The sequence below is a fragment of the Mycobacterium gordonae genome, from assembly GCF_001417955.2.
Classification (GTDB): domain Bacteria; phylum Actinomycetota; class Actinomycetes; order Mycobacteriales; family Mycobacteriaceae; genus Mycobacterium; species Mycobacterium gordonae_B.
Window position 1 is genome coordinate 151,190 of record NZ_LKTM01000310.1, and the last position, 20,796, is coordinate 171,985.

Here is a 20,796-nt window from a genome sequence, read left to right on the forward strand (position 1 = left end):
TGGCTGGTGACGCGCGCGACCGCGGTCGACACACGCGAGGTGATCATCTCGGCAGCCTTCGCCTGCTTCCGCACGCAGGGGTTGGCAAAGACGACGATCGTCGACATCGCCCGTGCGGCAGACGTCTCCCGAAGCACGTTTTACGAATACTTCCGGGATAAGGAGACGATCGTCGAGGCCTGCGCGGAGGCGGCGTCACAGACCTTCTATCGGAGACTCGCCACAGCGATCGACCGTGACGGCGGCAGCACACTGGAGGACAAACTGGTCCGGGCGGGCGTTTTCGTCACCCAGGCACGCAGGGTGGTGGAGCCCGAGTCGTATTTCGACCACGAAGAGGTCGATCTGATGCTGACCAAGAACGCGTCCGCGCTGCTGCAGGACTGTGGCGCGTTCTTCGCGCCGTATATCTCGGCCGCACGACTGACCGGCGAGGTGCGCAACGATCTCGACATCCGCTCGGCGTGCGAGTGGTTCGCAAGAATGTTGTTCTCACTGTTCACCACACCGTCACCCTGTGTCGACATGCGCGACGACGAGGGGGTCGCCGCCTTCGTCCGCGCCCACATCGTGCGGGGATTCCTGGACGACGGACGAAAGCGCCGCTAGCTCAACCCATCCTGCGCACCGGCACATTGGACCAACCGCACACATTCGCCATCGCCACCCGGCGCAACCCGCTTCGCTCGACTTCGTATTCGGGAATGAGATCGAGCAGCGCCTCGAGCGCGATGCGGCTCTCCATTCTCGCCAGCGCTGCCCCCAAGCAACTGTGCACACCGTAACCGAACGCGAGATTGAAGCCCATTCTGCGCTCCCGGTCGATGTCCAGGCGGTCAGGATCCGGGAACATCCGCTCGTCGCGCGTCGCCGAACCGGTGACGAGCAAGACGGCGCTGCCTTGCGGGATCACCCTGCCGTGCAACGTCACGTCGCGGGTGGCGGTGCGGACCTGGTACTGCGACGGCGCCTCGTAGCGCAGTAACTCTTCGACCGCCGCAGGAATTTTGCTGCGGTCCTGCTGCAATTTCTGCCACTGGTCGGGAAAGTCGGCGAAGGCGACCATGGCATTGCCGACCAGCTTGGTCACGGTCTCGGCACCCGCTCCACCGAGCATTGTCGCGAAACCGGTGATGTCGACATCGGTGAGCTTCTCCACCTGTCCGTCTCGCTCGACCTCGGTCTCGATGAGCCGGCTGATCATGTCGTCGCGGGGTTCGGCGCGGCGCTGCTGCACCAGGTCGTAGTAGTACAGCCCGGTGTTCACCGAGGCCTTGAAACCCTCTGCGGTGGTGGCGATCTCACCTGGGTGTCGCTCGAGCAACAGGTCGAGCCAGACCCGAATCTGGTCGCGATCCTGCTTGGGGACCCCCAACATGGTGGTGATGACCTCGTTCGGGAACAGGGCCGAGAAGTCGGCCACCACGTCGAATGAGGACGGATCGAGCGCTTCGACACGCTCGTAGATCTTCTCGCGCACCATGCCTTCCAGCGCCGCGATGGCGCGCGGCGTGAACACGTTGCTGACCAGCCTGCGCATCTTCTGGTGTTCGGGCGGGTCCATCGAGATGATCACTTTGGGCACGGGTATCGCATCGTCGTGCGCCTGCACCATGTCCAGGGTCGCACCCTTAGCCGACGAGAAGGTCTCATGGTCCTTGGTGGCCGGTGCCACGTCGTCGTAACGGGTCAGTGCCCAAAAGTCCCACTTCGCGCTGTAATACACCGGAGCCGTGTCGCGAAGGCGCCGGTAGGTGTCGAACGCTCCATTGAAGAAGTCCTCCGAGAAGGGGTCGAATTCGACGGATTCCCCGGAAACAGCCTGCGGCCCAGCAGTATTCATAGGATCGCTCCGGACTGCTTGTAGTGCATGATGGTGTCCCAATCCAGCCCGGCATCCATCAACACTTCCTCGGTGTGCTGCCCATGTTCGGGTGCGCCGGGCGGGATGACCGCCTGCTCGTCGAACTGAACGGGGTTGGTGGGCAACGCGTACGGCACGCCGTTCATCGTGCTGGTGGTCGCCACGTAGCCATTGGCGGTCACAGCCGGGTCATGACAGAGCTCTCCCGGCGTCTGCACCACCCCCCAGGCACCGGAAATGCCCGCCAGTTGTTCGCGCCACTCGGCGAGCGTCCGTCGGGCGAATACCTCATCCATCAGCGAGATGAGCTCGGCGCGGTTGGCGAATCGCGCTGCGGAATCGGCGAATCGAACGTCGTCGATCAACTCGGCTAGGCCGATGGCGCGCATCGCCTCAGGGTAGAACTTGTCGAGTTGCAACATCATCAGCTGGACGTAGCGGCCGTCCTTGGTGCGGTAGGTCCCAACCAGGGGGTTCGGAGCGTCCGCGTGGCTGTACTTCGGAATCGAAGTGCCGCCGTGGATTTGGCTCACGGCGACGTCGGGGCTGAGGTTCCAGGCCGCCAGGCCGAGCAAAGAAACATCCACCACCGACCCCTGGCCGGTGGTGGCCTTCTTGTACAACGCGGCCGCGATTCCACCGGCAATCGTCATGCCCCCGAGCAGATCTCCGAAGGCCGGACGCGAGCGCACAAGCTCGTCGGCGTCTTCAGTGAGCATGGCGGCGATGCCACCACGCGCCCAGTACGAGACGCCGTCATAACCGGGTTTGTCTGCATCCGGACCTTTGGGGCCGTGGCCCGACCCGCGCACGTAGACGACGGCGGGGTTCACGGTCCGGATGTCGTCGACGTCGATGCCGAACTTCGTGCGGCGGCTCGGCAGGTAACTGGTAAGGAATACGTCGCACGTCGCGGCGAGCTTGAGGATCACCTCCCGGCCGCCGGCGGTACCGAGGTCAACCCCGATCGACTTCTTACCCCGGTTGGGTATCTCGATCATGTAATTGACCGAGCTGCCGCCCTTGTCGACGATGCCCATCGTCACGAGGCCGCGCTGCGGGTCACCGCCCTCCCGCGGCTCCACCTTGATGACCTCGGCACCCCACTCCGCCAGCACCGCACCGGCCGATGGCACGAAGGTCCACGCCGCCACCTCCAGCACGCGGACACCGCTGAGCACTTTGTCGACGGAAATGGCGGCCTCCCCTTTGGTCGCGGTGGTCAGCGTTGCCATCGCACCGACAGGTCAGCAACGGCGAAAACGCCTGTTTGCACTTAGCGAGAATGTCAGTTTCGAATCTGTTTGTAAACCACTAGGGTTGCGCTGACAGGCGCTCGGGAAAGGCCGGGTCTCCTTCGGCCCAGAACGCCCCCCACGTCGCCATGCGCTGAGGCATGGCGGCGCGCAGTCGGACGTCGGCCGGCCAGCGGATGAACTCCGGTCCCGGCCGCTCTGTCACATCGACTGAGTACCAAGGATGTTCCCGTCGCTTGACGAAGCACCACCGGCCGTCACGCCGCTCGTAGACGTCGTCGTAGCGCATCGCAATCACGTACCACCCGTCACCGTCCTCATGTTCGGCACGGCAATAGACGGATCCGGTCGCATGGTCGGCGTCGACAAGATCGAACTGGTGACCGCAGATCAAATGAATGCTCCGGTAGAACCGCCGCAGCACACCGTCGTACCAACCCCTCAATGCATCTCTGCCACGCCCCTCGCCCGCCTCCACATCGGGTACGAACAACGCCACCAACGCGTCAAGATCACGGGCGTCGAGGGCCATCGCGTATCGGCTGGGCAGCTGACTGATCGCCAAGCTCGACTCCACCCGGTCCAAACGGTCGGCGGCGATCGAGCCCTCCGATGCTGTCGCCATGGCGCGATTGTAGGCAGGAGCAGGTATGGAGAACCAGTGTTCTCGATATGCGGAAATCCGACTATCCTTCGGTCATGCCCTTCCCGGACATTTCACCCACGATTCCCGCCTTGGTGAGGTCGTGCTCAGTGCGTTTCGGGGATAAGCCGTTCCTCGTGGCAGGGGGGCAGGAACTGACCTACGCCGGCCTCAACCGCCGCTCGGCGGCACTGGCGACCGAGCTACTGGCGGTGGGTTTCGGAAAGGGTGACCACGTCGGAATCCTGATGCCCAACAGTGTCGATTGGGCACTTGCCTGGTTTGCCACCACCCGCATCGGCGCGGTCGCGGTCCCGCTGAACACCTTCTACAAGGGCTCCGAGCTGGCCTGGACTACACGCCATGCAGACCTGCGAGCGATCCTGACGTGGTCCCAATTTCGCAATCATGACTTCCTCGAACGGCTGCAGCAGGCGTTGCCGGGTCTGGCGGACCAACGGGAGCCGGGCCGGATCACGCTGCGCGAAGCCCCGTTCCTGCGGACCATAGCGGTGTGGGGACAGTCTGATCGGCCCTGGGCGACAACCATCAACGCCGATGATGCGATGTCGGCCGATGACGCCGACTTCCTCCTCGAGGTGGAATCGTGCGTGACACCGGCTGATGAGGCGATGATCATCTACACCTCAGGCAGCACCGGCGATCCAAAGGGGCCAGTGCACACTCAGGGCACCCTGGTCCGCCATACCTACAGCCTCACCTTCCCCTACGACGTCAACCAGGACGACGTGATGTTCACCGCCATGCCCTTCTTCTGGGTGGGCGGGCTGATCACCGGATTGCATGCGGTGATTCACCACGGCGCGACCCTGGTCACCCAGCCCGCATTCGACGCGGCCGAGGCTCTCGAGCTCATCGAGCGCCACCGCGCGACGATCACGCTGGGCTGGCCGCAGCAGGGCAAGACGCTGGCCGAGCATCCCGACTTCTCCGTGCGCGACCTGAGCTCGGTGCGACGCAGCAGCATGCCCGCCATGGTGCCGCCCGACCGACAACCCAAGGGCTCGGTCGGGCTTGGAATGACCGAACTGTGCGGCAACCACATCGCCGCCGACCCATACCTGCCTCAACCGGCACGCCGGGCCGAGATCGGCGGTGCACCCATGGAAGGGCTGCACCATCTACTCGTCGACCCCGATACAGCTGAGCCGGTGCCGACCGGCGCGGAAGGTGAAATCTGGGTTCGCGGATACTCGTTGATGCAGCGCCTGCACAAGCGCGAGCGCGAAGAGGTCTTCACCCCGGACGGCTATTACCGGACTGGTGATTGTGGCATCGAGTACGACGACGATTGGATCGGGTTCACCGGGCGGTTGGGCGATCTGATCAAGACCAGCGGTGGCACCAGCGTCACACCCGGCGAAGTCGAATCGGCGCTGGCCGGCTGCGACGGTGTGCTCGAGGCATACGTCGTCGGCGCCGAAAGTGGTGACGACGGAACGGTGGTCGCCGCGGCGGTGGTACCCCGCGGCGAATCCGAGCTCGATGGCGAGTCCTTGCGGGCACAACTGCGTGACCGGCTGTCGACCTACAAGGTGCCGAAGTTCATCTGGGTCGCCGCGAAGTCGGACCTTCCGTTCACGGCAACCGGTAAGGTCAAGAAGTCGGAACTGGCTCAGCAGCTCAGTGGGTTGTTGGAGCGCCGCTAGGGGGTGATCGCCTGTCCTTCGGGCATATTCGTGGTCATCAGTGTCAAGGGGATACCGCACAGCGCCTCGAGCTTGACCTCGGTCAACTCAAATCCGTCCCCCTCGTGTCGCTGTCGGAAATCGGACTTGACCCCGTAGCGCGCGGCGGCGTGCTCGGCCGCATCACAATCCGCGGTACGCACGACGACGGAGAACAGCCCGTCGCCATTGCGGGCCAGAAAGTGCGCCGCCGTACCCACGTCCATGGGTGCGGCGGCGGTCGGGGCGATCAGCTCGATGCCGCGGTCCCAGTCGAGGCGGATCTGCAGACCAAGATGCTCCAGCTCGAACGCCAGGAACTGAAAGCCCAGAGCTGTAAGGTAATCCGCGGCGCGGTCGAGCCGCTCGGGCGCGATCGCGAAGACGACGTGGTGCAACGAAGGCAGCGGCTGTGACATGTCAACGACTCTACGATGCGGCAAAGATCATTGGCGTTTTACGGAAACAATAATTCTCATTACGGTAGATTTGCGGCTGCGTCACCAACTGCCGTGCAGAGAGGCGCTTTATGGCACTCGAACAGTTCGAGCTAGAGGGTCAGGTCGCGATAGTCACCGGGGCCGGACGCGGCGTAGGTGCGGGCATCGCCAAAGTCCTTGCGGAAGCGGGTGCAACCGTGGTCGGTACCGCCCGCACATCGGCTGAGGTGGAGCAGACGGTGGAAGAGATCCAAGAGGCCGGCGGCAAGGGCCTCGCACTCACCGCCGACGCGCTCCTGCGCGCCGACAGCGAGCGCGTGGTGCAGACTGCGGTCGAGCAGTTCGGCCGCATCGACATCCTGGTCAACAACGTCGGTTTCGCGACCTACGGCCCATTCCTGGACCTCACCGACGACAACCTCCGGCAGACCTTCGAGTACTGCGTCACCTCTGCGTTCATCATGAGTCAGCTTGCGGTGCCCCACATGCTGCAGGTGGGACGGGGCTCCATTGTCAACATCTCCTCCGGCGCCGGACGATTCGGGATCCGCGGATTGCTGCCCTACTCGGTGGCCAAGGGCGGGCTGGAAGCCCTGACGCGAGCCATGGCGCAGGAGTTGGCCCCCAAGATCCGGGTGAACGCCATCGCACTGGGTGCCTTCATGACGACCGGACTGCAGTCAAGCTTCGACCTGATGCCTGGCTCCGAGGAGAAGTTGAAGGAGTTGACGCCGCTGCATCGTATCGGCGACGTCGCAGATCTCGGCAGACTGACGTTGTACCTGTCCACCCGCGATTGTTATGCCACAAGTTCCACTTTCACCGTCGACGGTGGCCTGCAGGGACCCAATTCGTCGCTTCCGATTCCCGATCTGTGACCCGCACCGCCCGACCCAGGAGCAATCACATTGGCAAACCAAGTCTTACGTGTAGCGCTGATTTCGACGGGCGGCGTCGGCAGCATCGCCTTGCGCGCGATCAACCGGCGCGGGCACCTCGATCTGGTCGGGGTCTGGGTGCACAGTCCCGAGAAGGCGGGACGGGACGCCGGCGAGGTCGTCGGGCTCGGCCCCGTCGGCGTGACGACGACGGCTGATCTCGACGACATCATCAAGCTCAAGCCCGACTGCGCGGTTTACACGGCCACCAGCCCCGACATGGATGCGGCCGCGGTGCGCGACTACGTCCGCCTGCTCCGCGCGGGCATCAATGTGGTCACCACGAACACGCCGGGAATGATGTTCCCCGACAGGTGGATTCCGGACCTGGCCGACCAGGTGCGGGCCGCGGCCCTGGCGGGCGGCGTCACGATCTACACCTCAGGTATCGAGCCGGGGTTCGCCGGCGACCAGTTCGCCGTCATGCTGTCGACGTTGTCCAATACCATCCGCTCGGTGCGGGCGCAGGAGATCTTCGACTACTCGGCCTATCCCAACGAGTATCTGATGTTCGACGCAATGGGCTTCGGTCGCCCGCTGGACTTCACCCCGCTGCTGGAATTGGAGGGCGCACAGCAGTTTGCGTGGGGACCACCAATCGGTCTGGTGGCGCGAGCGCTGGGCGTCGAACTCGACAAGGTCACCGAAAACTACGAGCGCGTCACCACACCCAGGGACCTGCACGTAGCGTGCGGCCTGATCCCCGCGGGCACCTGTGGGGCAGTGCGGGCCGAGACCACCGGGGTCGTCGACGGTCATCCGGTGATCACCATCGAGCACATCAACCGCATGGCTCCCGACCTCGCACCCGAGTGGGCATCAGCGCCACACGGCACCTACCGCATCGTCATCGAGGGAGAGCCGCACATCGAGTGCGATCTTCGCTTCGGGACCGAGGGCACCGCGGCATCGGCGAATGACAGCGCCATGGAGGCAACGGCGATGCGCGTGGTCAACGCCATCCCCTACGTAGTCGAGGGCGCCCCGGGCATTGCGACATCGCTGGACCTGCCACTCACCGCGCCTCGCAACGCGTTGGATTTCGGTTAGCCGATGAGCACAGACATGACCGGCAAGGTCGCATTCATCACCGGGGCCGCCCGTGGCCAGGGCCGCGCTCACGCCGTCAGGTTGAGCGCCGAAGGCGCCGACGTCATCCTCGTCGACATTGCAGGCCCGCTGCCGCCGAGCGTCCCCTACGATTCGGCCACCCCCGAGGATTTGGCCGAAACGGCGGCACTGGTCGCCGCCAACGGCAGGCGCGCCGTCACGGCGATCGTCGACACCCGCGACCACGATGCCCTCTGCGGTGCGGTCAACGAGGCAGTCGCCGAACTCGGCCGGCTGGACGTGATCGTCGCCAACGCGGGAATCTGCTGTCCGGCCGCCTGGGATCGAATTTCCCCGAGGGACTTTCAGGACACCGTCGCCATCAACTTGACAGGGACCTGGAACACGGTAATGGCCGGTGCCAAGCACATCATCGCCGGCGGGCGCGGCGGGTCGATCATTCTGATCGGATCGGTGGCCGGTGTGAAGGTGGAGCCGTTCATGGTCGCCTACACCGCAAGCAAGCACGGGGTCACCGGGCTCGCCCGGTCGTTCGCGGTGGAATTGGGCCGCTACAACATTCGCGTGAACAGCCTTCATCCCGGTTCGGTCGCGACGCCGATGGGCACTGGCCGGATGATCGAAGCCATGCAGGAGGCCGCAGACACATATGCGCACCCGCAATACGGATTCAGCAAGCAACTCATGCCCAACGCGGTGACAATGCCCGAGGATGTCGCGAATGCGGTCGCGTGGCTGGCCTCAGACGAGTCGAAATTCGTTACCGCTGCCGCGATTTCCGTTGATGTCGGGGTCGCTCAGGCTTAGCGGCAGTTGCGCGTCCCCGCGGAGACAAGCGTGAGCTCGGCATGAAAGTTGTATCAGGCGGTCGCGGACTCGGTGAATGACGGAGTTCATGGCCTCTTGGAGAATAATAATTCTCGCATGCGAGAATCGGTGCAACTCGGGCATGAAGGAATCAGGTGATGCAAGACCTGCACTGCAATCTGGCGGGGACACGGATGCTGATCATCGGGGCGTCCTCGGGAATCGGCCAGGCGTTGGCTCATGCCGCCCATTACCGGGGCGCTGAAGTGGCGCTCGCTGCACGCCGAGTGGATTTACTCGAGGACCTGGCAGATCAACTCTCCGGATCCGCCTACGAGCTAGATGTTTCCGACCCTGATGCGATCGAAGGGGTGATCAACGACGTCGCGACCGTGTTCGGCAGCCTCGACGCGGTGGTGTTCACCAGTGCCGTGGTGCCGTTCGCGCTGATCGAAGAAACTGATGTGGAGACATGGCTGCACGCCTACGCCGTCAATGCTGTGGGCGCCTCCCACGTGCTTCGGACCGCTCTACCCCACCTGTCCGAAAACGCGACGATCCTCGTCGCGTCGAGTGACGACGTCGGCCGGCCCCGAGCGGGAGTTGCCGCGTACCACGCAAGCAAGGCTGCGCTCGACGAGATTCTGCGCTCCTGGCGGGCCGAGCACCCTGGTCTCGGGCTGATCCGGGTGAGCGTCGGACCCACCTGCGACACCGAAATACTGCGTGGTGCCGATCGCGACTTGCTCGCCAACTTGTACCGCGCCTGGGCGCGGGAAGGCCAGATCCCGGTCGAGATGTCCGCGGTAGAGGACGTTGCCAACGCGATGCTCTCCCTGATCGCGGTTGCCCGGGCGAATCCCACTGTGATCAGCGAGATCGTGCACCTGGCCCCACGAATCGTCAAGCCTCAGTTGGCTCGCGGCTAAGCATCCGCCGGGCCCATCACGAAGGACCAAAACACAATGGATCTTGGTTTCGCGGGTGCTACGGCTGTCGTGACCGGAGGCAGCAAGGGAATGGGGCTTGCCATCGCCGAAACCCTTGGTGCCGAAGGCGCTTCGGTGGCAATCATGGCCCGGGGCAGGGACGCTCTGGACTGCGCCGCGGAGCGGGTCCGACGGGCCGGCGCTCCCGAAGTGCTGGCGCTCAGCGTCGACATGGTGGACCCCGAGTCCATTAAGTCGTCATTCGCGTCCGTCCGCGACGCCTGGGGCAGGCTGAATGTATTGGTGCATACCGTCGGTCCGAGCGCAGGCTCGTTCGAGGACCTCTCCGACGACGACTGGCACGCCGCCTTCAACCTCGGCACGCTCTCCGCCGTACGCTCGGTCCGGGCCGCGCTGCCTATGCTCCGATCGGCCCCGTGGGCCCGGGTGGTGACCTTGTCAGCGCATTCCATCCAGCGCCAGAGCACTCGCCTCGTCGCCTACACGGCCGTGAAATCCGCACTTTCGAGCTTCACCAAGAATCTCTCCAAGAGCCTCGGCTCCGAGGGCATCCTGGTCAACTGTGTCTGCCCCGGTACGATCGTCACCGCCAGTTTCACCGAGATCCTGCGCGACGTGCTGGCGGCCGACGGACTGGACTCTTCAGATCCGAGGGACGTGATGACATGGGTCGAGGCCACCTACGGCCATCCCTGTGACGTGGGCCGTGCCGGGCTTCCCGAGGAGATCGCCTCCGTCACCGCATATCTGGCGTCACAACGCAACGGCTACGTGACAGGAGCCACGGTCAACGTAGATGGCGGATCGGACTTCATCTGATGCGAACGCCGCCTACGGCGTGGATACCACACCGCGCTCAGCCCAGTGCGCGACAAACGGACCAATCGTCGAAAGATCGTAGAGTCCCGGCTGTGCCGCAACCACACTCGGAATCGCGTTGACGGCATGCATGGCAGTGGCCAGGCAGCCTTGCTTCGCGTGATCCTCATCGTGTGCACCGATCACCAGATGAAGGCTTATGTTGGGCCTACCCTCGAATGTCACCCCGTAGCCGGTTTCCGTCGGCCAGCTCGGGGCCAGGTCGTCGGCCATCCTAGTGAGATGTTCAACCGCCAAGGCGGTTTCGCCGCAGTCGACCTCTACGCCGAAGCGCATTGCACCCACTGCTCCCGCCGGGATCTCACCGGCAGCCACTGTCAACGCTCTTGGCGTCGTGGCGACCTCGCGGAATCCGGTGACGGATTGGATCTGCAATCCGAGAGCCTGTGCCATCACAGTAGCGGTACCGATCCATGCGCTCGCGGCGTAGTTGGTGTCAGCCAGCAACGGGGTGGTGTCATCCGGCGCGTGACCGAATCCCATTGCGTTGAAGATCAGGTCGTGGCTGGCATAGGTCGAGTAGTTCAGCACCTCGCGCACACTGATCCGGCTTGTGCGCTCGGTGAGCCGGGACAGGACTGGCGCCAACGACTCACCGATGAAGCCTGGATAAAGACCAAGCCCGAGAAATGATGAATTGCCTGATTGACAGGCATTTTCGATGCTCTCCGCGAGCGACTGGTGCAGCGAGCGGGGATGGACGAACCGGCTCCCGGTTGCCACCACGTTCTTGCCTGACGCGAGCAGGTCACAGACGTCCGCAAAACAGCCGGCGGTGTCGGTCTCGACCTTGCCCATGTAGAGCACCACGTCGGCGTCGGTTGCGATGACCGCATCGCGATCGGCCGAAGTCGACACGCCCGTGTCGGGCAAACCGCACAGCGCGCCCGCATCGATGCGCGCCTTCGCCGGGTCATACACGCGCACTCCGGCGAGCTCCAGGTCCGGCCGACCCAAGATATGTCGCAACGACATCATCCCGGTCACCCCGGTCGCCCACTGGATAACGCGAGTCATGTCAGGCGATCTCCTCAATCCCAGACCACGTCGAGCCGCGGCGGCGACCGGAACAGCGTGCCGGTCACGAAGGGCGCAGGCGCCCGGGGATCGAGCCGCAACCCTGGCAGCTCGTCGAACAGCGCGTTGAAGATGGTCGCACTCTCCAGCCGGGCTAGGTGCATACCCAGGCAGACGTGCGCACCATGGCCAAAACCGATGTGCGGCATGCGATCCCGGAATATATCGAAAGATTCAGCATCCGCCCAGCGTGTCTCGTCATGGTTGGCGCTGCCGAGGTTCACCATCATCGTCGAACCCTTCGGGAGCTCCAGCCCGAAAAACTCGGTGTCCACGCTGACTTCGCGAATGAAATTGAGCAGTGGCGTCTCCCACCGGATGCCTTCCTCGATCGCCTGCGGTAACAGATCGCGGTCGGTGCGCACCGCAGCGAATTGGTCAGGGTGTGTCAGCAAAGCCATCGCAAGGCTGGCAGTCGAACGCGACGTGGTCTCCGCTCCCGCGGGAAGCAGGTTGCGCATGAACCCGTAGATCTGCTCGTCCGACATCTTGACGCCGTCGATCTCCGCCTGCGACAGGATGGTGACCATATCGTCCTTCGGCGACTTGCGCCGGTCGGCGAGCACCTCGATGAAGTACTCCTTCATGTCCGCCGAGGCCTTCAGCGCGGTTCCCATATCGGCGCGAAAACCCAGTAGGTCGATGGCCAGGCGATGAAACTCCCCGATATCGGCCTCCGGTAATCCGAGGAGCGCCGCGATGATCCGCACCGGAATCGGCATGAACACGGCGTCGACCAAATCGGCACGCTTGTCACGGCGGAACTTTGCAATCGTTCGATCGACCAGTGGGCCCACCAACTCAGCGCCCCACCGCTTCATCGATGATCGTGCGAAAGCGAATTCGTGCAATTTGCGGTATGTCGCATGCTCAGGTTCCTGCATCTCAAGGATGGTCGGGCCCTGCAACGGCCGCATCATGTCCTCGTAGATCCGGGTACTGAAAGTGATGTTGTCAGTGAAGACTGCCTTCACGGCGTCGAACGAGTACGCCGTGAAGGTCTTTCTGCCGTCAGCCCCGATCGCGGGAACGCCCATCTCCGGCCACCCCGGGTGGACGGCCGCCTTTGCACGAAGTTCGCGTAACAGCGGATAGGGGCTTGCGTCGCCGTCGGCGCCCATTCCGGCGTTGAATTTCGCCTGCGCGTCGCGGATGCGCCGATCGATGTCATCGGCGATTGTCGGCTCGGTCACCCTGCCACCTCCGCGAAGGGAGTTCAACATACATTCCGTCGGTTGCAAACCTACATGATGTATGTTGAGTCGACGAGCACCCCTGCCAAATCGCGAAAGAGCAACCTGGAGAATTTGATTGGTTATTCGAGTCGCACAGTGGGCGACCGGTGCGGTCGGTCGACCCGCACTACAGGAACTCATTGAAAATCCGCATTATCAGCTGGTGGGTGTGCTGGTCTACGATCCGCAAAAGGCCGGTGCCGATGCGGGCGCCCTGTGTGGCCTACCGCCGGCAACGGGTGTACTCGCCACGACGGACAAGGACGAGATCATCGCGACAGGCGCTGACGTCGTCGTGCACGCCGCCAGCAAGGCTCACGCCGTGGAGACCAACGCCGAGGACATCTGCCGCCTGCTCACCGCGGGCACCAGTGTCATCACCACAACCTCCTACAACCACTTGCCGACCTATGGCGCGGAAACTCAGTCGGCATTCGTTCAGGCCTGTCGGCAGGGCAGGTCACGTTTTCATGCCGCCGGCGAGAACCCGGGCTTCATGTTCGAGCGGCTCGTCGCGACGGTGACCGGGCTCAGCAAGACTATCGACCGCATAGACCTCTATGAGGCAACTGACGTTTCGGCTGTCGACAGTCGGCCGATGCTGGTCGACCTGATGGGCATGGGCCGTCCGCCAGCGGACGTCACCGTTGACTCGCCGATCATCGGGAAGCTGGACATGGCCTACCGCCAGGCCCTCAATGCCACTGCCGACGTTCTCGGGGTCAACCTGTCGCATATCGACGTGGCGGTCGACGCCACCACACTCCCCTACGACCTGGAGGTGCCGGCCGGCACCATCGCCGCCGGAACAGTTGTCGGCCAGCGTTTCTCGTGGGTAGGCCATTGGTCGGGCCGTCCGCTGCTGGCCGTCCACGAGGAATGGGTGTTGACTCGCGACCTCCCCCAGTGGGGCATGGCGCCGCTGGGGCCCGGCGAGAAGGCGCCCTTGATCCGGGCGGTAATCAAGGGTGAGCCGAGTTTTGAGCTTCAGCTTGACGTGGGTTTCGACGGTTCACCGCACGTGGGCCGACATGCCATGCCAGGTCACCTGATGATCGCGATGGGAGCGGTCCGCGCCATTCCCTACGTGCTTGCACAGCCGCCCGGCATCGTCACCGCGCCGGTGTTCGGCGCGATCCAACTAGCTTGAGGCGCAAGCGACCGCGCGTGCGATGTGATCACTGGGCGCAGCGTGGAAGACGTGTGCGCTGCCGTCCGCCAACACCTTTCGCGCGACCAGATAATCGGAACCCATCCAGCCCTGTCGGATGAAGCGACCGAAACGCAGGAATGTTCCCGGGGCGCCGCTGGCCGACGGCACGAGTTTCACCTGCTCCATCCCGTTCTTCACACCCTCGCCCGTGAGCGGGCGCGCGGCGGCGAGACCGCGCACGATCACGGTGGCGGCGTCGTGGGACAGGCCCGGCATCGAGTTTCCGGGCCGGCGACCAAAGCGAGCCTCGAATCGGTCGAGGAAGCCCTGGCCTACGGTATTCCGTTCGTCGTAGCTGTCCAGGCCGATCCAGCCGGACAGGTGGCGCATCCATTCCGCGTTGATGTGGGCCATTTCGAACGCGGTCGTGGTGTAGCGCGGCGGGTCCCAACCCGCGGCCAGCAACGCATCCGTGAAACCCCACAGGCCGTGTCCGAACCCGACATGCACCAGCGCGTCGGGTTCGGCTGCGCGCAACGTGGTCACAGTCTCGGACTTGTCGGCTTCGACCTGGGGAATCGGCACGGTGGCAACGATCTTCAGGCCTGCCGCGTCGTAGGCTCGCTGGGCAAAGGCGAGATACTCCTTTCCGATCAGCGACGACTCGTAGGCTATTGCGATCCGTGTGCGGCCGTCGCCGATCATCACCGCGGCCAGCATTACCGGCTCCTCGGCCATCGAGTTCGAGCCGTTGTTCAGGGCGAAGCACCATTCGCCGAGTGCGCCCTCGGAGCCCGAGAGAGTAACGATGGGAACCCGGGCGGTGGTCTCCACGTGGGAACGCAGCGGCACAACGTTGTCCGACACCCACGGTCCGTAGATGACCAGGCAACCCTCCGCCACCAGTTCGTCGAAGGCTCTTTCGACGGCGAGGTACGTGCCGTTCGGCAACCCGACGACATCGCGCGAGACGAGTTCGACCGGGCGGTCAATCAGCCCGCCGGCGAAGGCCTCGTCCATGACCAGACGCAGTGCGTCGATGGTGTCGTTATCGGTGTCACCTTTGGTCGGATAGTCATTCAGCAGGCCGACTTTGAGAGGCGCGACCGAACCGTATGCGCGAACGTCTGCCATAGGGGCAACATACAGCATGAAGGTTGTAGCGACCGGCTGGCGATCAGACCGGCCACAGCACGGAAATGACTGTTTGCAGAACCTGCATATTGCGCTTCCCACGTGTTAGCTTCGTGGCTAGCGGCCCACCGTCTTTGGGAGACGCAAATGACACTCGCACCAACGCTGGATTCACGCAAGCAGGCCGGAGAAAAGCGGTACCGCGTGATCCAGTGGGGCATGGGCAACGTTGGCACCCTGGCCTTGCGCCACTTCGCGCACAACCCCCTCTACGAGGTGGTTGGGGTGCTGTGCAACCGCCCCGAAAAGGTAGGAAGGGATGCGGGTGAACTCGTCGGAGTGGATCCGATCGGCGTGCTCGCCACGACCGACAAGTCCGCACTCGAGGCCCTTGACGCCGACTGCGTGTTTTATGCGTCCCTCTGGTCGGACGTCGACGAGATCTGTCGCCTGCTGCGCGGAGGAAAGAGCGTCGTCGCCTCGGGCGGCGCGTGGTGGCACCGGACTGAAAACAACAGCGCAGACATCGACAAGATCGACGCGGCATGCAAGGTGGGTGGCACCTCGTTTCACGGCGGGGGCATCCACCCGGGTTACGCGGCGGATCTGCTCGTCTTGACGCTCGCCCGGATCGCCGGCAAGACCGACCACATCCACATCTACGAGGCGGTGAACTTCAACAAGGACACGTTGAAGTATCTGAACGAGATGGGGTTCGGAAAGACCCCGGCCGAATTTGCGAAAGGCAATCTCTTCCAGGACGCGTGGACGTTGTTCGCGCAGTCCCTGACCATGGTCGTCGAAGGCCTGGGCGAGACTGTGGAGAAGTTCACGACGGACGTCGAGCTGGGCACGGCCACCCGCGACATTCCGTATGAGGGGACTCCGGACATGGACATGCCGGGCCTCAAGGGTGTGATCAAGAAGGGCACCGTCGCGTCCCAGCATCATCTCTGGACTGCGTGGGTGGCGGGCAGACCATTCATCACCTTGCACGAGCTTTACTCGTTCACAGAACACGCCGCGATCGATCCCAGACCCGACTGGGAGCCGTACTACCACTATCGGGTTGTGATCGAGGGTGATCCAGGGACCGAGCTCATCCTTCGGGGCAGCCCGCATGCACGAGAACACGCGAGGCCCGGCTACGTCGGCTACGCATGGACTGCGATGGAGCCCGTTAACTCAATTCCCGCCATCTGCGATGCGCCGCCGGGTTTCAAGTCCCATGCCGACCTCGGGCTCATGACAGTCCGCGGGATCGTGCGCTGACGACGCCAGGGACCGACACTCAACATGCAGGGTGAATGTTGATACCATCGTCGTCATGGCCAAGCGCGGCGGGGCGGACGGTGAGCGACGTGCGCGTGGCGAGCAGACCCGTCGGGCCCTGGTCGAGGCAGGCCGCGAATTGTTCGTGGAGCGCGGATATTTCAACACGAGCATCGGCGATCTGGTTTCGAAGTCAGGCGTCGGCACGCGAGGTGCCTTCTACCATCACTTCAGGGACAAGGCCGAGTTGTTTCGTGCGGTATTCGAAGAAATCGAGAACGAGCTGACGCTCCGGTCCATAGCCGCTCCTCCGGCGGGCGCCGACCCGTGGGAGCGGCTGACCCGCGGTCTGCACGGATTTCTCGAAGCGGCAACCGAACCCGCCGTGCAACAAGTGATGCTCGTCGACGGACCGGTAGTGCTGGGCTGGCACGAACTGCGCGTGATCCAGGAGGACAACAGCATTGCCCTGATCAAAGAGGTGGTGCGTGAGGCGATCGCCGAGGGCATCATCGACGACCAACCCGTCCGGGAACTGACGCACATGCTAATCGCCGCGCTCGAAGAAGCCTCACTGCTGGTTGTCCATTCGGCGAATCCCGTCCGGGCCCGCAGGCAAGCCGCCAAGGTCCTCGACCGGCTGTTGCTCTCGTTTGCTTCAGAACCACGAAAAGTGTTGCGGCGCTGGTGAGATAGGCTTGCCCCGTAGGGTCATGCCGACGCGTCGGAAATGCTCATTGCCGATAATGAATATTGATACTCTGCCTCTCTGATAACCTTTCTTTTGACGGCGTGCGAGGAGACTGATGCGGCCCCAGAACATGATCCCGCTGAGTAGTAGGCAACACTTGCAATGCTTCGGCCGCGGCCGATTTCAGTGCGCCGCGCGCGCTAACCGCGGCCTGCTCGGCGTCGGTCCCCGTGACTGACGCGCCGCGCCGACCCCTGCGGGTAGCGGTCGTCGGCGCGTCATCCGGTCTCGGCCGCTGTATCGGCACCGGCCTTGCTCAACGCGGTGCCCACGTCGCTCTGTTGGCCCGCCGGTATGACCGGCTTGTCGAAGCCGCAAAGGACGCTGGCAACGGGGCGGTGGCCGTTGCCTGTGACGTCACCGAAGCCGATACGTGCCAGCGGGCGATAACCGAAGTAGTCGGCGCGCTAGGCGGCCTCGATGCCCTGGTCTACACGACCGGCATGGGGGTGCTGGCACCACTGCGCGAGGTGACGGCAGAGCAGTGGGCGAAGCTCTTCGCTACCAATGTCACCGGCGCTTCGCTGCTTACCGCGGCCGCCGCGCCGCATCTGGCCGAGGCCGGCGGTTCGGCCGTTTACCTGTCATCGCTCAGCGCGTCCTATACGACTCCGTGGCCCATGCTCGGGGCCTACGCGGTCAGTAAGGGCGCGCTGGACAAGCTCGTCGAGGCCTGGCGCATCGAACATCCGGAGATCGGCTTCACCCGCCTCGCAGTAGGCGACAGTCTCGGTGGGAGCGGCGACGCGCAAACGGAATTCAACAAGAACTGGGATCCCGGCGTTCTCGATACGGCGATCAGATACTGGATGGAGAACAAGTACATGCTCGGCGGCCTGGTGGACGCCGAGCACCTGACCGATGTCGTCGACGCTGTGATTCGTTGCGGCAAAAGTAGTTTCATCCCCTACCTGACGCTGGCCCCGCGTGCCTCCGGAGCGGTGAAAGAACTGCGACAGTGGTGATGCACGAATCTCACCCATGGCATACCGCCCGTCTGACCATTCCTTTCACGAAGGAGAGCCGATGAAGTCCAGGGCAGCGGTGTTGCGCGGCGTGGGACTGGACTGGGAGGTAGCCGACGTCGAGCTTGACCCCCCGCACGCGGGTGAGGTTCTGGTGAAGATGGCCTACGCGGGAATCTGCCATTCCGACGAGCACTTTCACAGCGGTGACAGTGTGCCGACCTCAGAAATGGAAGAGATGATGCGGGCATCGGGCGTTCCGGTACCCGAATGGTTTCCCATGCTGGGCGGTCACGAGGGCTCGGGTGTCGTCGAGGCGGTCGGGCCGGAGGTGAAGACCTTGAAACCCGGCGACCACGTGGCGATCTCGTTCTTTCCCGCCTGCGGCAACTGTCGGTGGTGCACTACCGGACACGCCTATCTGTGCGACATAGGCGCCGACATCTACGACAAGGCGATGACGACTGACAAGACTCGCCGCCGCCATCTCGACGGGGAAGACCTGATGGCGATGATGCAGGTCGGCACGTTCTCGGAGTTCGTGGTCGCCTCCGAGCGCTCCCTGGTCAAGGTGCACGACTGGATTTCGCTGGAAGCCGCGTCGCTGGTGTCTTGCGGTGTGACAACGGGATTCGGATCCGGCTCAGTCGCTGCGGGTACAGAAGCAGGCGACACGGTCGTGGTGATCGGCGTCGGTGGGATCGGCATGAACGCTGTGCAGGGCGCGAAGGTCGCGGGCGCCAAGCACATCGTCGCCGTCGACCCGAACGAGTTCAAACGTCAGATGGCACCGGTCTTCGGCGCCACGCACACCGCTGTCGACACCGGCGCCGCGCTGGAACTGGTCAAGGAGATCACGTGGGGCGTAATGGCCGACCGAGTTATTCTCACGCCCGGGGTGGTGCCCGTGGACATGGTGCTGATGGGAATGATGTTGTTGCGCAAAGGCGGAACCTGTGTGCTGACCGGTATGGCCAAGATCACCGACATGATGGTGCCTCTGATACTCGGCGACATGGTCAGTTCCTGCAAGACCCTCAAGGGCGCCCTCTACGGCGAGATGAATCCACGCGAAGCCATGCCGAGGCTGCTGTCGATGTACGAGTCCGGCCTCATCAAACTCGACGAATTGGTGACGCAGAGATACAAGCTCGACGACATTAACGAAGCGATGAAGGATCTGCGCGCAGGCAAGAACATTCGTGGCGTCATCGCTTTCGACTGACAGGCGTCTTCGTGACTTCCGGCGCTGTCGAGCCGCGCCGTCAGATACTTCGGTCAGCGCCCAACAGTCGTTCCACATATTTCGCGATCACGTCCACCTCGAGATTCACCTGGGTGCCCACCGGGGCGGAACCCAGCGTGGTCAGCTCGCGGGTGGTCGGAATCAGCGAGACCTCGAACCAGTCCCGGGGCTCGGCGCCCAGACCGGAAACGGTCAGCGAAATCCCGTCGACGGTGATCGAACCCTTCTCCACGACGTAACGCGCCACCGAGGCGGGCATCTCGACACGCACCACCTCCCAGTGCTCGGAGGGGGTGCGGGCGACGATCTCCCCGGTGCCGTCCACATGACCCTGCACGATGTGCCCGCCCAGCCGGCTGTTGATGGCGGCGGCGCGCTCCAGGTTCACCCGGCTCCCCGGCCGCAGGTCACCCAGGTTCGAACGGTTGAGTGTCTCGGCCATCACGTCGGCGCTGAACTGGCCGTCGGGCAGCACGTCGACGACCGTCAGGCAGACCCCGTTGACGGCGATCGAGTCCCCGTGGCCGGCATCGGAGGTGACCGTCGGACCGCGGATGATCAGTCGGGAGGCGTCGACCAGCGCGTCGCGCCCGGTCACCTCTCCGAGTTCCTCGACAATTCCGGTGAACATCGCACCAGGTTAATGAGTGTCCCGGCGCCCCCGCACCCGCCTGGTTCCCCGGCCGGGTCATGGGCACCCTCTACGATGCAGGGTATGCAAAAATCCCGCCGCCTTCTGGCTGTCCTGGCTGCGCTGGTCGTCGCGATCACGTTCGCCGCAGGTTGCTCGATCAAAAAGAAGGACAGCGGCGGGCCACTTCCGGACGAAAAGGCCACCCAGACGCTGGTCACCCAGGCCACCGAAGCCAGCAAGGCCGTCAAGAGCGCGCACATCGTCTTGACGGTGAACGGCAAGATCCCCGGCCTGTCCATCAAGACGCTGACCGGTGACCTCAACACCGAGCCCACCGCAGCCAAGGGCAACGTCAAGCTGACGTTCGCCGGCTCCGACATCGACGCGGACTTCGTGGTGATCGACGGAATCCTGTACGCCACGCTCACCCCGAACAAGTGGAGCGACTTCGGCAAGGCTTCCGACGTGTATGACCCGTCGCAGATCCTGAGCACCGACAAAGGCGTGGCCAACGTGCTGGCCAACTTCAGCGAGGCCAAGGCCGACGGGCGCGAGAACATCAACGGTCAGAACACCGTCAGGATCACCGGCAAGACCACGGCCCAGGCGGTCAACGCGATCGCGCCGCCGTTCAGCGCATCCGACCCGGTGCCGACGACTATCTGGATCCAGGACGGCGGCGATCACCAGATGGTGCAGGCGAAGCTGGAGCGCGGTACCGGCAACTCCGTGCAGATGACCTTGTCCAACTGGGGCCAGCAGGTCCAGGTCACCAAGCCCCCGCTGAGCTGAT

At 63.9% G+C, this 20,796-nt stretch carries 21 protein-coding genes; 13 read left to right on the top strand and 8 right to left on the bottom strand.

The window, feature by feature from the left end; genetic code table 11:
- The first annotated feature begins 6 nt into the window (after positions 1-6).
- Positions 7-609, top strand: coding sequence for a TetR/AcrR family transcriptional regulator (locus AO501_RS21000; protein ID WP_082658754.1), 603 nt, complete (start codon positions 7-9; stop codon positions 607-609).
- A gap of 1 nt (position 610) precedes the next feature.
- Here the strand turns inward: AO501_RS21000 and AO501_RS21005 are convergent, their stop codons facing one another.
- The 3 genes from AO501_RS21005 to AO501_RS21015 all read right to left on the bottom strand — a co-directional run bounded on the left by AO501_RS21005 (position 611) and on the right by AO501_RS21015 (position 3,706).
- Positions 611-1,843, bottom strand: a complete 1,233-nt coding sequence (locus AO501_RS21005) for a cytochrome P450 (protein WP_055579527.1) — start codon at positions 1,841-1,843, stop codon at positions 611-613.
- On the bottom strand, positions 1,840-3,099 hold the full coding sequence (locus tag AO501_RS21010) for a CaiB/BaiF CoA transferase family protein (RefSeq protein ID WP_055579528.1): 1,260 nt from the start codon (positions 3,097-3,099) through the stop codon (positions 1,840-1,842). The genes AO501_RS21005 and AO501_RS21010 overlap by 4 nt, the downstream gene beginning before the upstream one ends.
- Before the next feature lie 79 nt (positions 3,100-3,178).
- Complete coding sequence (locus AO501_RS21015; RefSeq protein ID WP_055579608.1) at positions 3,179-3,706, bottom strand: nuclear transport factor 2 family protein; 528 nt, start codon at positions 3,704-3,706, stop codon at positions 3,179-3,181.
- Positions 3,707-3,819: 113 nt separating this feature from the next.
- Here AO501_RS21015 and AO501_RS21020 point away from each other — a divergent pair, with 113 nt between their 5' ends.
- Entirely contained in the window at positions 3,820-5,433 is a 1,614-nt protein-coding gene (locus AO501_RS21020) for a class I adenylate-forming enzyme family protein (protein ID WP_055579609.1), read from the top strand.
- Here the strand turns inward: AO501_RS21020 and AO501_RS21025 are convergent.
- Entirely contained in the window at positions 5,430-5,870 is a 441-nt protein-coding gene (locus AO501_RS21025; protein WP_055579529.1) for a VOC family protein, read from the bottom strand. The two genes, AO501_RS21020 and AO501_RS21025, sit on opposite strands and share 4 nt — an antisense overlap.
- 110 nt (positions 5,871-5,980) lie before the next feature.
- Between AO501_RS21025 and AO501_RS21030 the strand changes: the two genes are divergently transcribed.
- The 5 genes from AO501_RS21030 to AO501_RS21050 all read left to right on the top strand — a co-directional run bounded on the left by AO501_RS21030 (position 5,981) and on the right by AO501_RS21050 (position 10,476).
- Positions 5,981-6,769 carry an SDR family NAD(P)-dependent oxidoreductase gene (locus AO501_RS21030; RefSeq protein ID WP_055579530.1) on the top strand — a complete coding sequence of 263 codons (789 nt, stop codon included), beginning with the start codon at positions 5,981-5,983 and terminating at the stop codon, positions 6,767-6,769.
- A gap of 30 nt (positions 6,770-6,799) precedes the next feature.
- A complete protein-coding gene (locus AO501_RS21035) occupies positions 6,800-7,879 on the top strand; it encodes a dihydrodipicolinate reductase (RefSeq protein ID WP_055579531.1) in 1,080 nt (359 codons plus the stop codon).
- A gap of 3 nt (positions 7,880-7,882) precedes the next feature.
- Positions 7,883-8,707 carry a mycofactocin-coupled SDR family oxidoreductase gene (locus tag AO501_RS21040; RefSeq protein WP_055579532.1) on the top strand — a complete coding sequence of 275 codons (825 nt, stop codon included), beginning with the start codon at positions 7,883-7,885 and terminating at the stop codon, positions 8,705-8,707.
- A gap of 158 nt (positions 8,708-8,865) precedes the next feature.
- Positions 8,866-9,636 carry an SDR family oxidoreductase gene (locus AO501_RS21045; protein ID WP_055579533.1) on the top strand — a complete coding sequence of 257 codons (771 nt, stop codon included), beginning with the start codon at positions 8,866-8,868 and terminating at the stop codon, positions 9,634-9,636.
- A gap of 36 nt (positions 9,637-9,672) precedes the next feature.
- Positions 9,673-10,476, top strand: coding sequence for an SDR family NAD(P)-dependent oxidoreductase (locus AO501_RS21050; protein WP_055579534.1), 804 nt, complete (start codon positions 9,673-9,675; stop codon positions 10,474-10,476).
- A gap of 12 nt (positions 10,477-10,488) precedes the next feature.
- Here the strand turns inward: AO501_RS21050 and AO501_RS21055 are convergent, their stop codons facing one another.
- Both AO501_RS21055 and AO501_RS21060 read right to left on the bottom strand, forming a co-directional pair.
- The gene (locus AO501_RS21055; protein WP_055579535.1) at positions 10,489-11,553 is read right to left on the bottom strand and encodes a hypothetical protein; all 1,065 of its coding nucleotides are present in this window, start codon (positions 11,551-11,553) and stop codon (positions 10,489-10,491) included.
- Positions 11,554-11,567: 14 nt separating this feature from the next.
- Entirely contained in the window at positions 11,568-12,806 is a 1,239-nt protein-coding gene (locus tag AO501_RS21060; RefSeq protein WP_055579536.1) for a cytochrome P450, read from the bottom strand.
- A 118-nt stretch (positions 12,807-12,924) separates the two neighbouring features.
- Here AO501_RS21060 and AO501_RS21065 point away from each other — a divergent pair, with 118 nt between their 5' ends.
- Positions 12,925-13,998 carry a dihydrodipicolinate synthase gene (locus AO501_RS21065; RefSeq protein WP_055579537.1) on the top strand — a complete coding sequence of 358 codons (1,074 nt, stop codon included), beginning with the start codon at positions 12,925-12,927 and terminating at the stop codon, positions 13,996-13,998.
- On the opposite strand, the gene AO501_RS21070 is transcribed toward AO501_RS21065, so the two are convergent.
- On the bottom strand, positions 13,990-15,135 hold the full coding sequence (locus tag AO501_RS21070; protein ID WP_055579538.1) for an ABC transporter substrate-binding protein: 1,146 nt from the start codon (positions 15,133-15,135) through the stop codon (positions 13,990-13,992). The two genes, AO501_RS21065 and AO501_RS21070, sit on opposite strands and share 9 nt — an antisense overlap.
- A gap of 147 nt (positions 15,136-15,282) precedes the next feature.
- Here AO501_RS21070 and AO501_RS21075 point away from each other — a divergent pair, with 147 nt between their 5' ends.
- The 4 genes from AO501_RS21075 (at position 15,283) to AO501_RS21090 (ending at position 19,348) form a co-directional block, all read left to right on the top strand.
- Complete coding sequence (locus AO501_RS21075) at positions 15,283-16,407, top strand: dihydrodipicolinate reductase (protein WP_055579539.1); 1,125 nt, start codon at positions 15,283-15,285, stop codon at positions 16,405-16,407.
- A gap of 55 nt (positions 16,408-16,462) precedes the next feature.
- Positions 16,463-17,098, top strand: a complete 636-nt coding sequence (locus tag AO501_RS21080; RefSeq protein WP_055579540.1) for a TetR/AcrR family transcriptional regulator — start codon at positions 16,463-16,465, stop codon at positions 17,096-17,098.
- Between the two features lie 254 nt (positions 17,099-17,352).
- A complete protein-coding gene (locus AO501_RS21085) occupies positions 17,353-18,123 on the top strand; it encodes an SDR family oxidoreductase (protein WP_082658761.1) in 771 nt (256 codons plus the stop codon).
- 61 nt (positions 18,124-18,184) lie between these two features.
- The gene (locus AO501_RS21090; RefSeq protein WP_055579542.1) at positions 18,185-19,348 is read left to right on the top strand and encodes an NDMA-dependent alcohol dehydrogenase; all 1,164 of its coding nucleotides are present in this window, start codon (positions 18,185-18,187) and stop codon (positions 19,346-19,348) included.
- 40 nt (positions 19,349-19,388) lie between these two features.
- Here the strand turns inward: AO501_RS21090 and AO501_RS21095 are convergent, their stop codons facing one another.
- Positions 19,389-20,000 (bottom strand): riboflavin synthase, encoded by a 612-nt coding sequence (locus AO501_RS21095; RefSeq protein WP_055579543.1) that lies wholly within the window; start codon positions 19,998-20,000, stop codon positions 19,389-19,391.
- Between the two features lie 75 nt (positions 20,001-20,075).
- Between AO501_RS21095 and AO501_RS21100 the strand changes: the two genes are divergently transcribed.
- A complete protein-coding gene (locus AO501_RS21100; RefSeq protein ID WP_082658755.1) occupies positions 20,076-20,795 on the top strand; it encodes an LppX_LprAFG lipoprotein in 720 nt (239 codons plus the stop codon).
- Position 20,796 lies beyond the last annotated feature (1 nt).

Coding starts and splice junctions, on each gene's coding strand:
- AO501_RS21010 (WP_055579528.1), bottom strand. CDS start 3,099: ATGGCAACGCTGACCACCGCGACCAAAGGGGAGGCCGCCATTTCCGTC.
- AO501_RS21070 (WP_055579538.1), bottom strand. CDS start 15,135: ATGGCAGACGTTCGCGCATACGGTTCGGTCGCGCCTCTCAAAGTCGGC.
- AO501_RS21030 (WP_055579530.1), top strand. CDS start 5,981: ATGGCACTCGAACAGTTCGAGCTAGAGGGTCAGGTCGCGATAGTCACC.
- AO501_RS21095 (WP_055579543.1), bottom strand. CDS start 20,000: ATGTTCACCGGAATTGTCGAGGAACTCGGAGAGGTGACCGGGCGCGAC.
- AO501_RS21005 (WP_055579527.1), bottom strand. CDS start 1,843: ATGAATACTGCTGGGCCGCAGGCTGTTTCCGGGGAATCCGTCGAATTC.
- AO501_RS21100 (WP_082658755.1), top strand. CDS start 20,076: ATGCAGGGTATGCAAAAATCCCGCCGCCTTCTGGCTGTCCTGGCTGCG.
- AO501_RS21050 (WP_055579534.1), top strand. CDS start 9,673: ATGGATCTTGGTTTCGCGGGTGCTACGGCTGTCGTGACCGGAGGCAGC.
- AO501_RS21020 (WP_055579609.1), top strand. CDS start 3,820: ATGCCCTTCCCGGACATTTCACCCACGATTCCCGCCTTGGTGAGGTCG.
- AO501_RS21090 (WP_055579542.1), top strand. CDS start 18,185: ATGAAGTCCAGGGCAGCGGTGTTGCGCGGCGTGGGACTGGACTGGGAG.
- AO501_RS21040 (WP_055579532.1), top strand. CDS start 7,883: ATGAGCACAGACATGACCGGCAAGGTCGCATTCATCACCGGGGCCGCC.
- AO501_RS21055 (WP_055579535.1), bottom strand. CDS start 11,553: ATGACTCGCGTTATCCAGTGGGCGACCGGGGTGACCGGGATGATGTCG.
- AO501_RS21045 (WP_055579533.1), top strand. CDS start 8,866: ATGCAAGACCTGCACTGCAATCTGGCGGGGACACGGATGCTGATCATC.
- AO501_RS21080 (WP_055579540.1), top strand. CDS start 16,463: ATGGCCAAGCGCGGCGGGGCGGACGGTGAGCGACGTGCGCGTGGCGAG.
- AO501_RS21075 (WP_055579539.1), top strand. CDS start 15,283: ATGACACTCGCACCAACGCTGGATTCACGCAAGCAGGCCGGAGAAAAG.
- AO501_RS21025 (WP_055579529.1), bottom strand. CDS start 5,870: ATGTCACAGCCGCTGCCTTCGTTGCACCACGTCGTCTTCGCGATCGCG.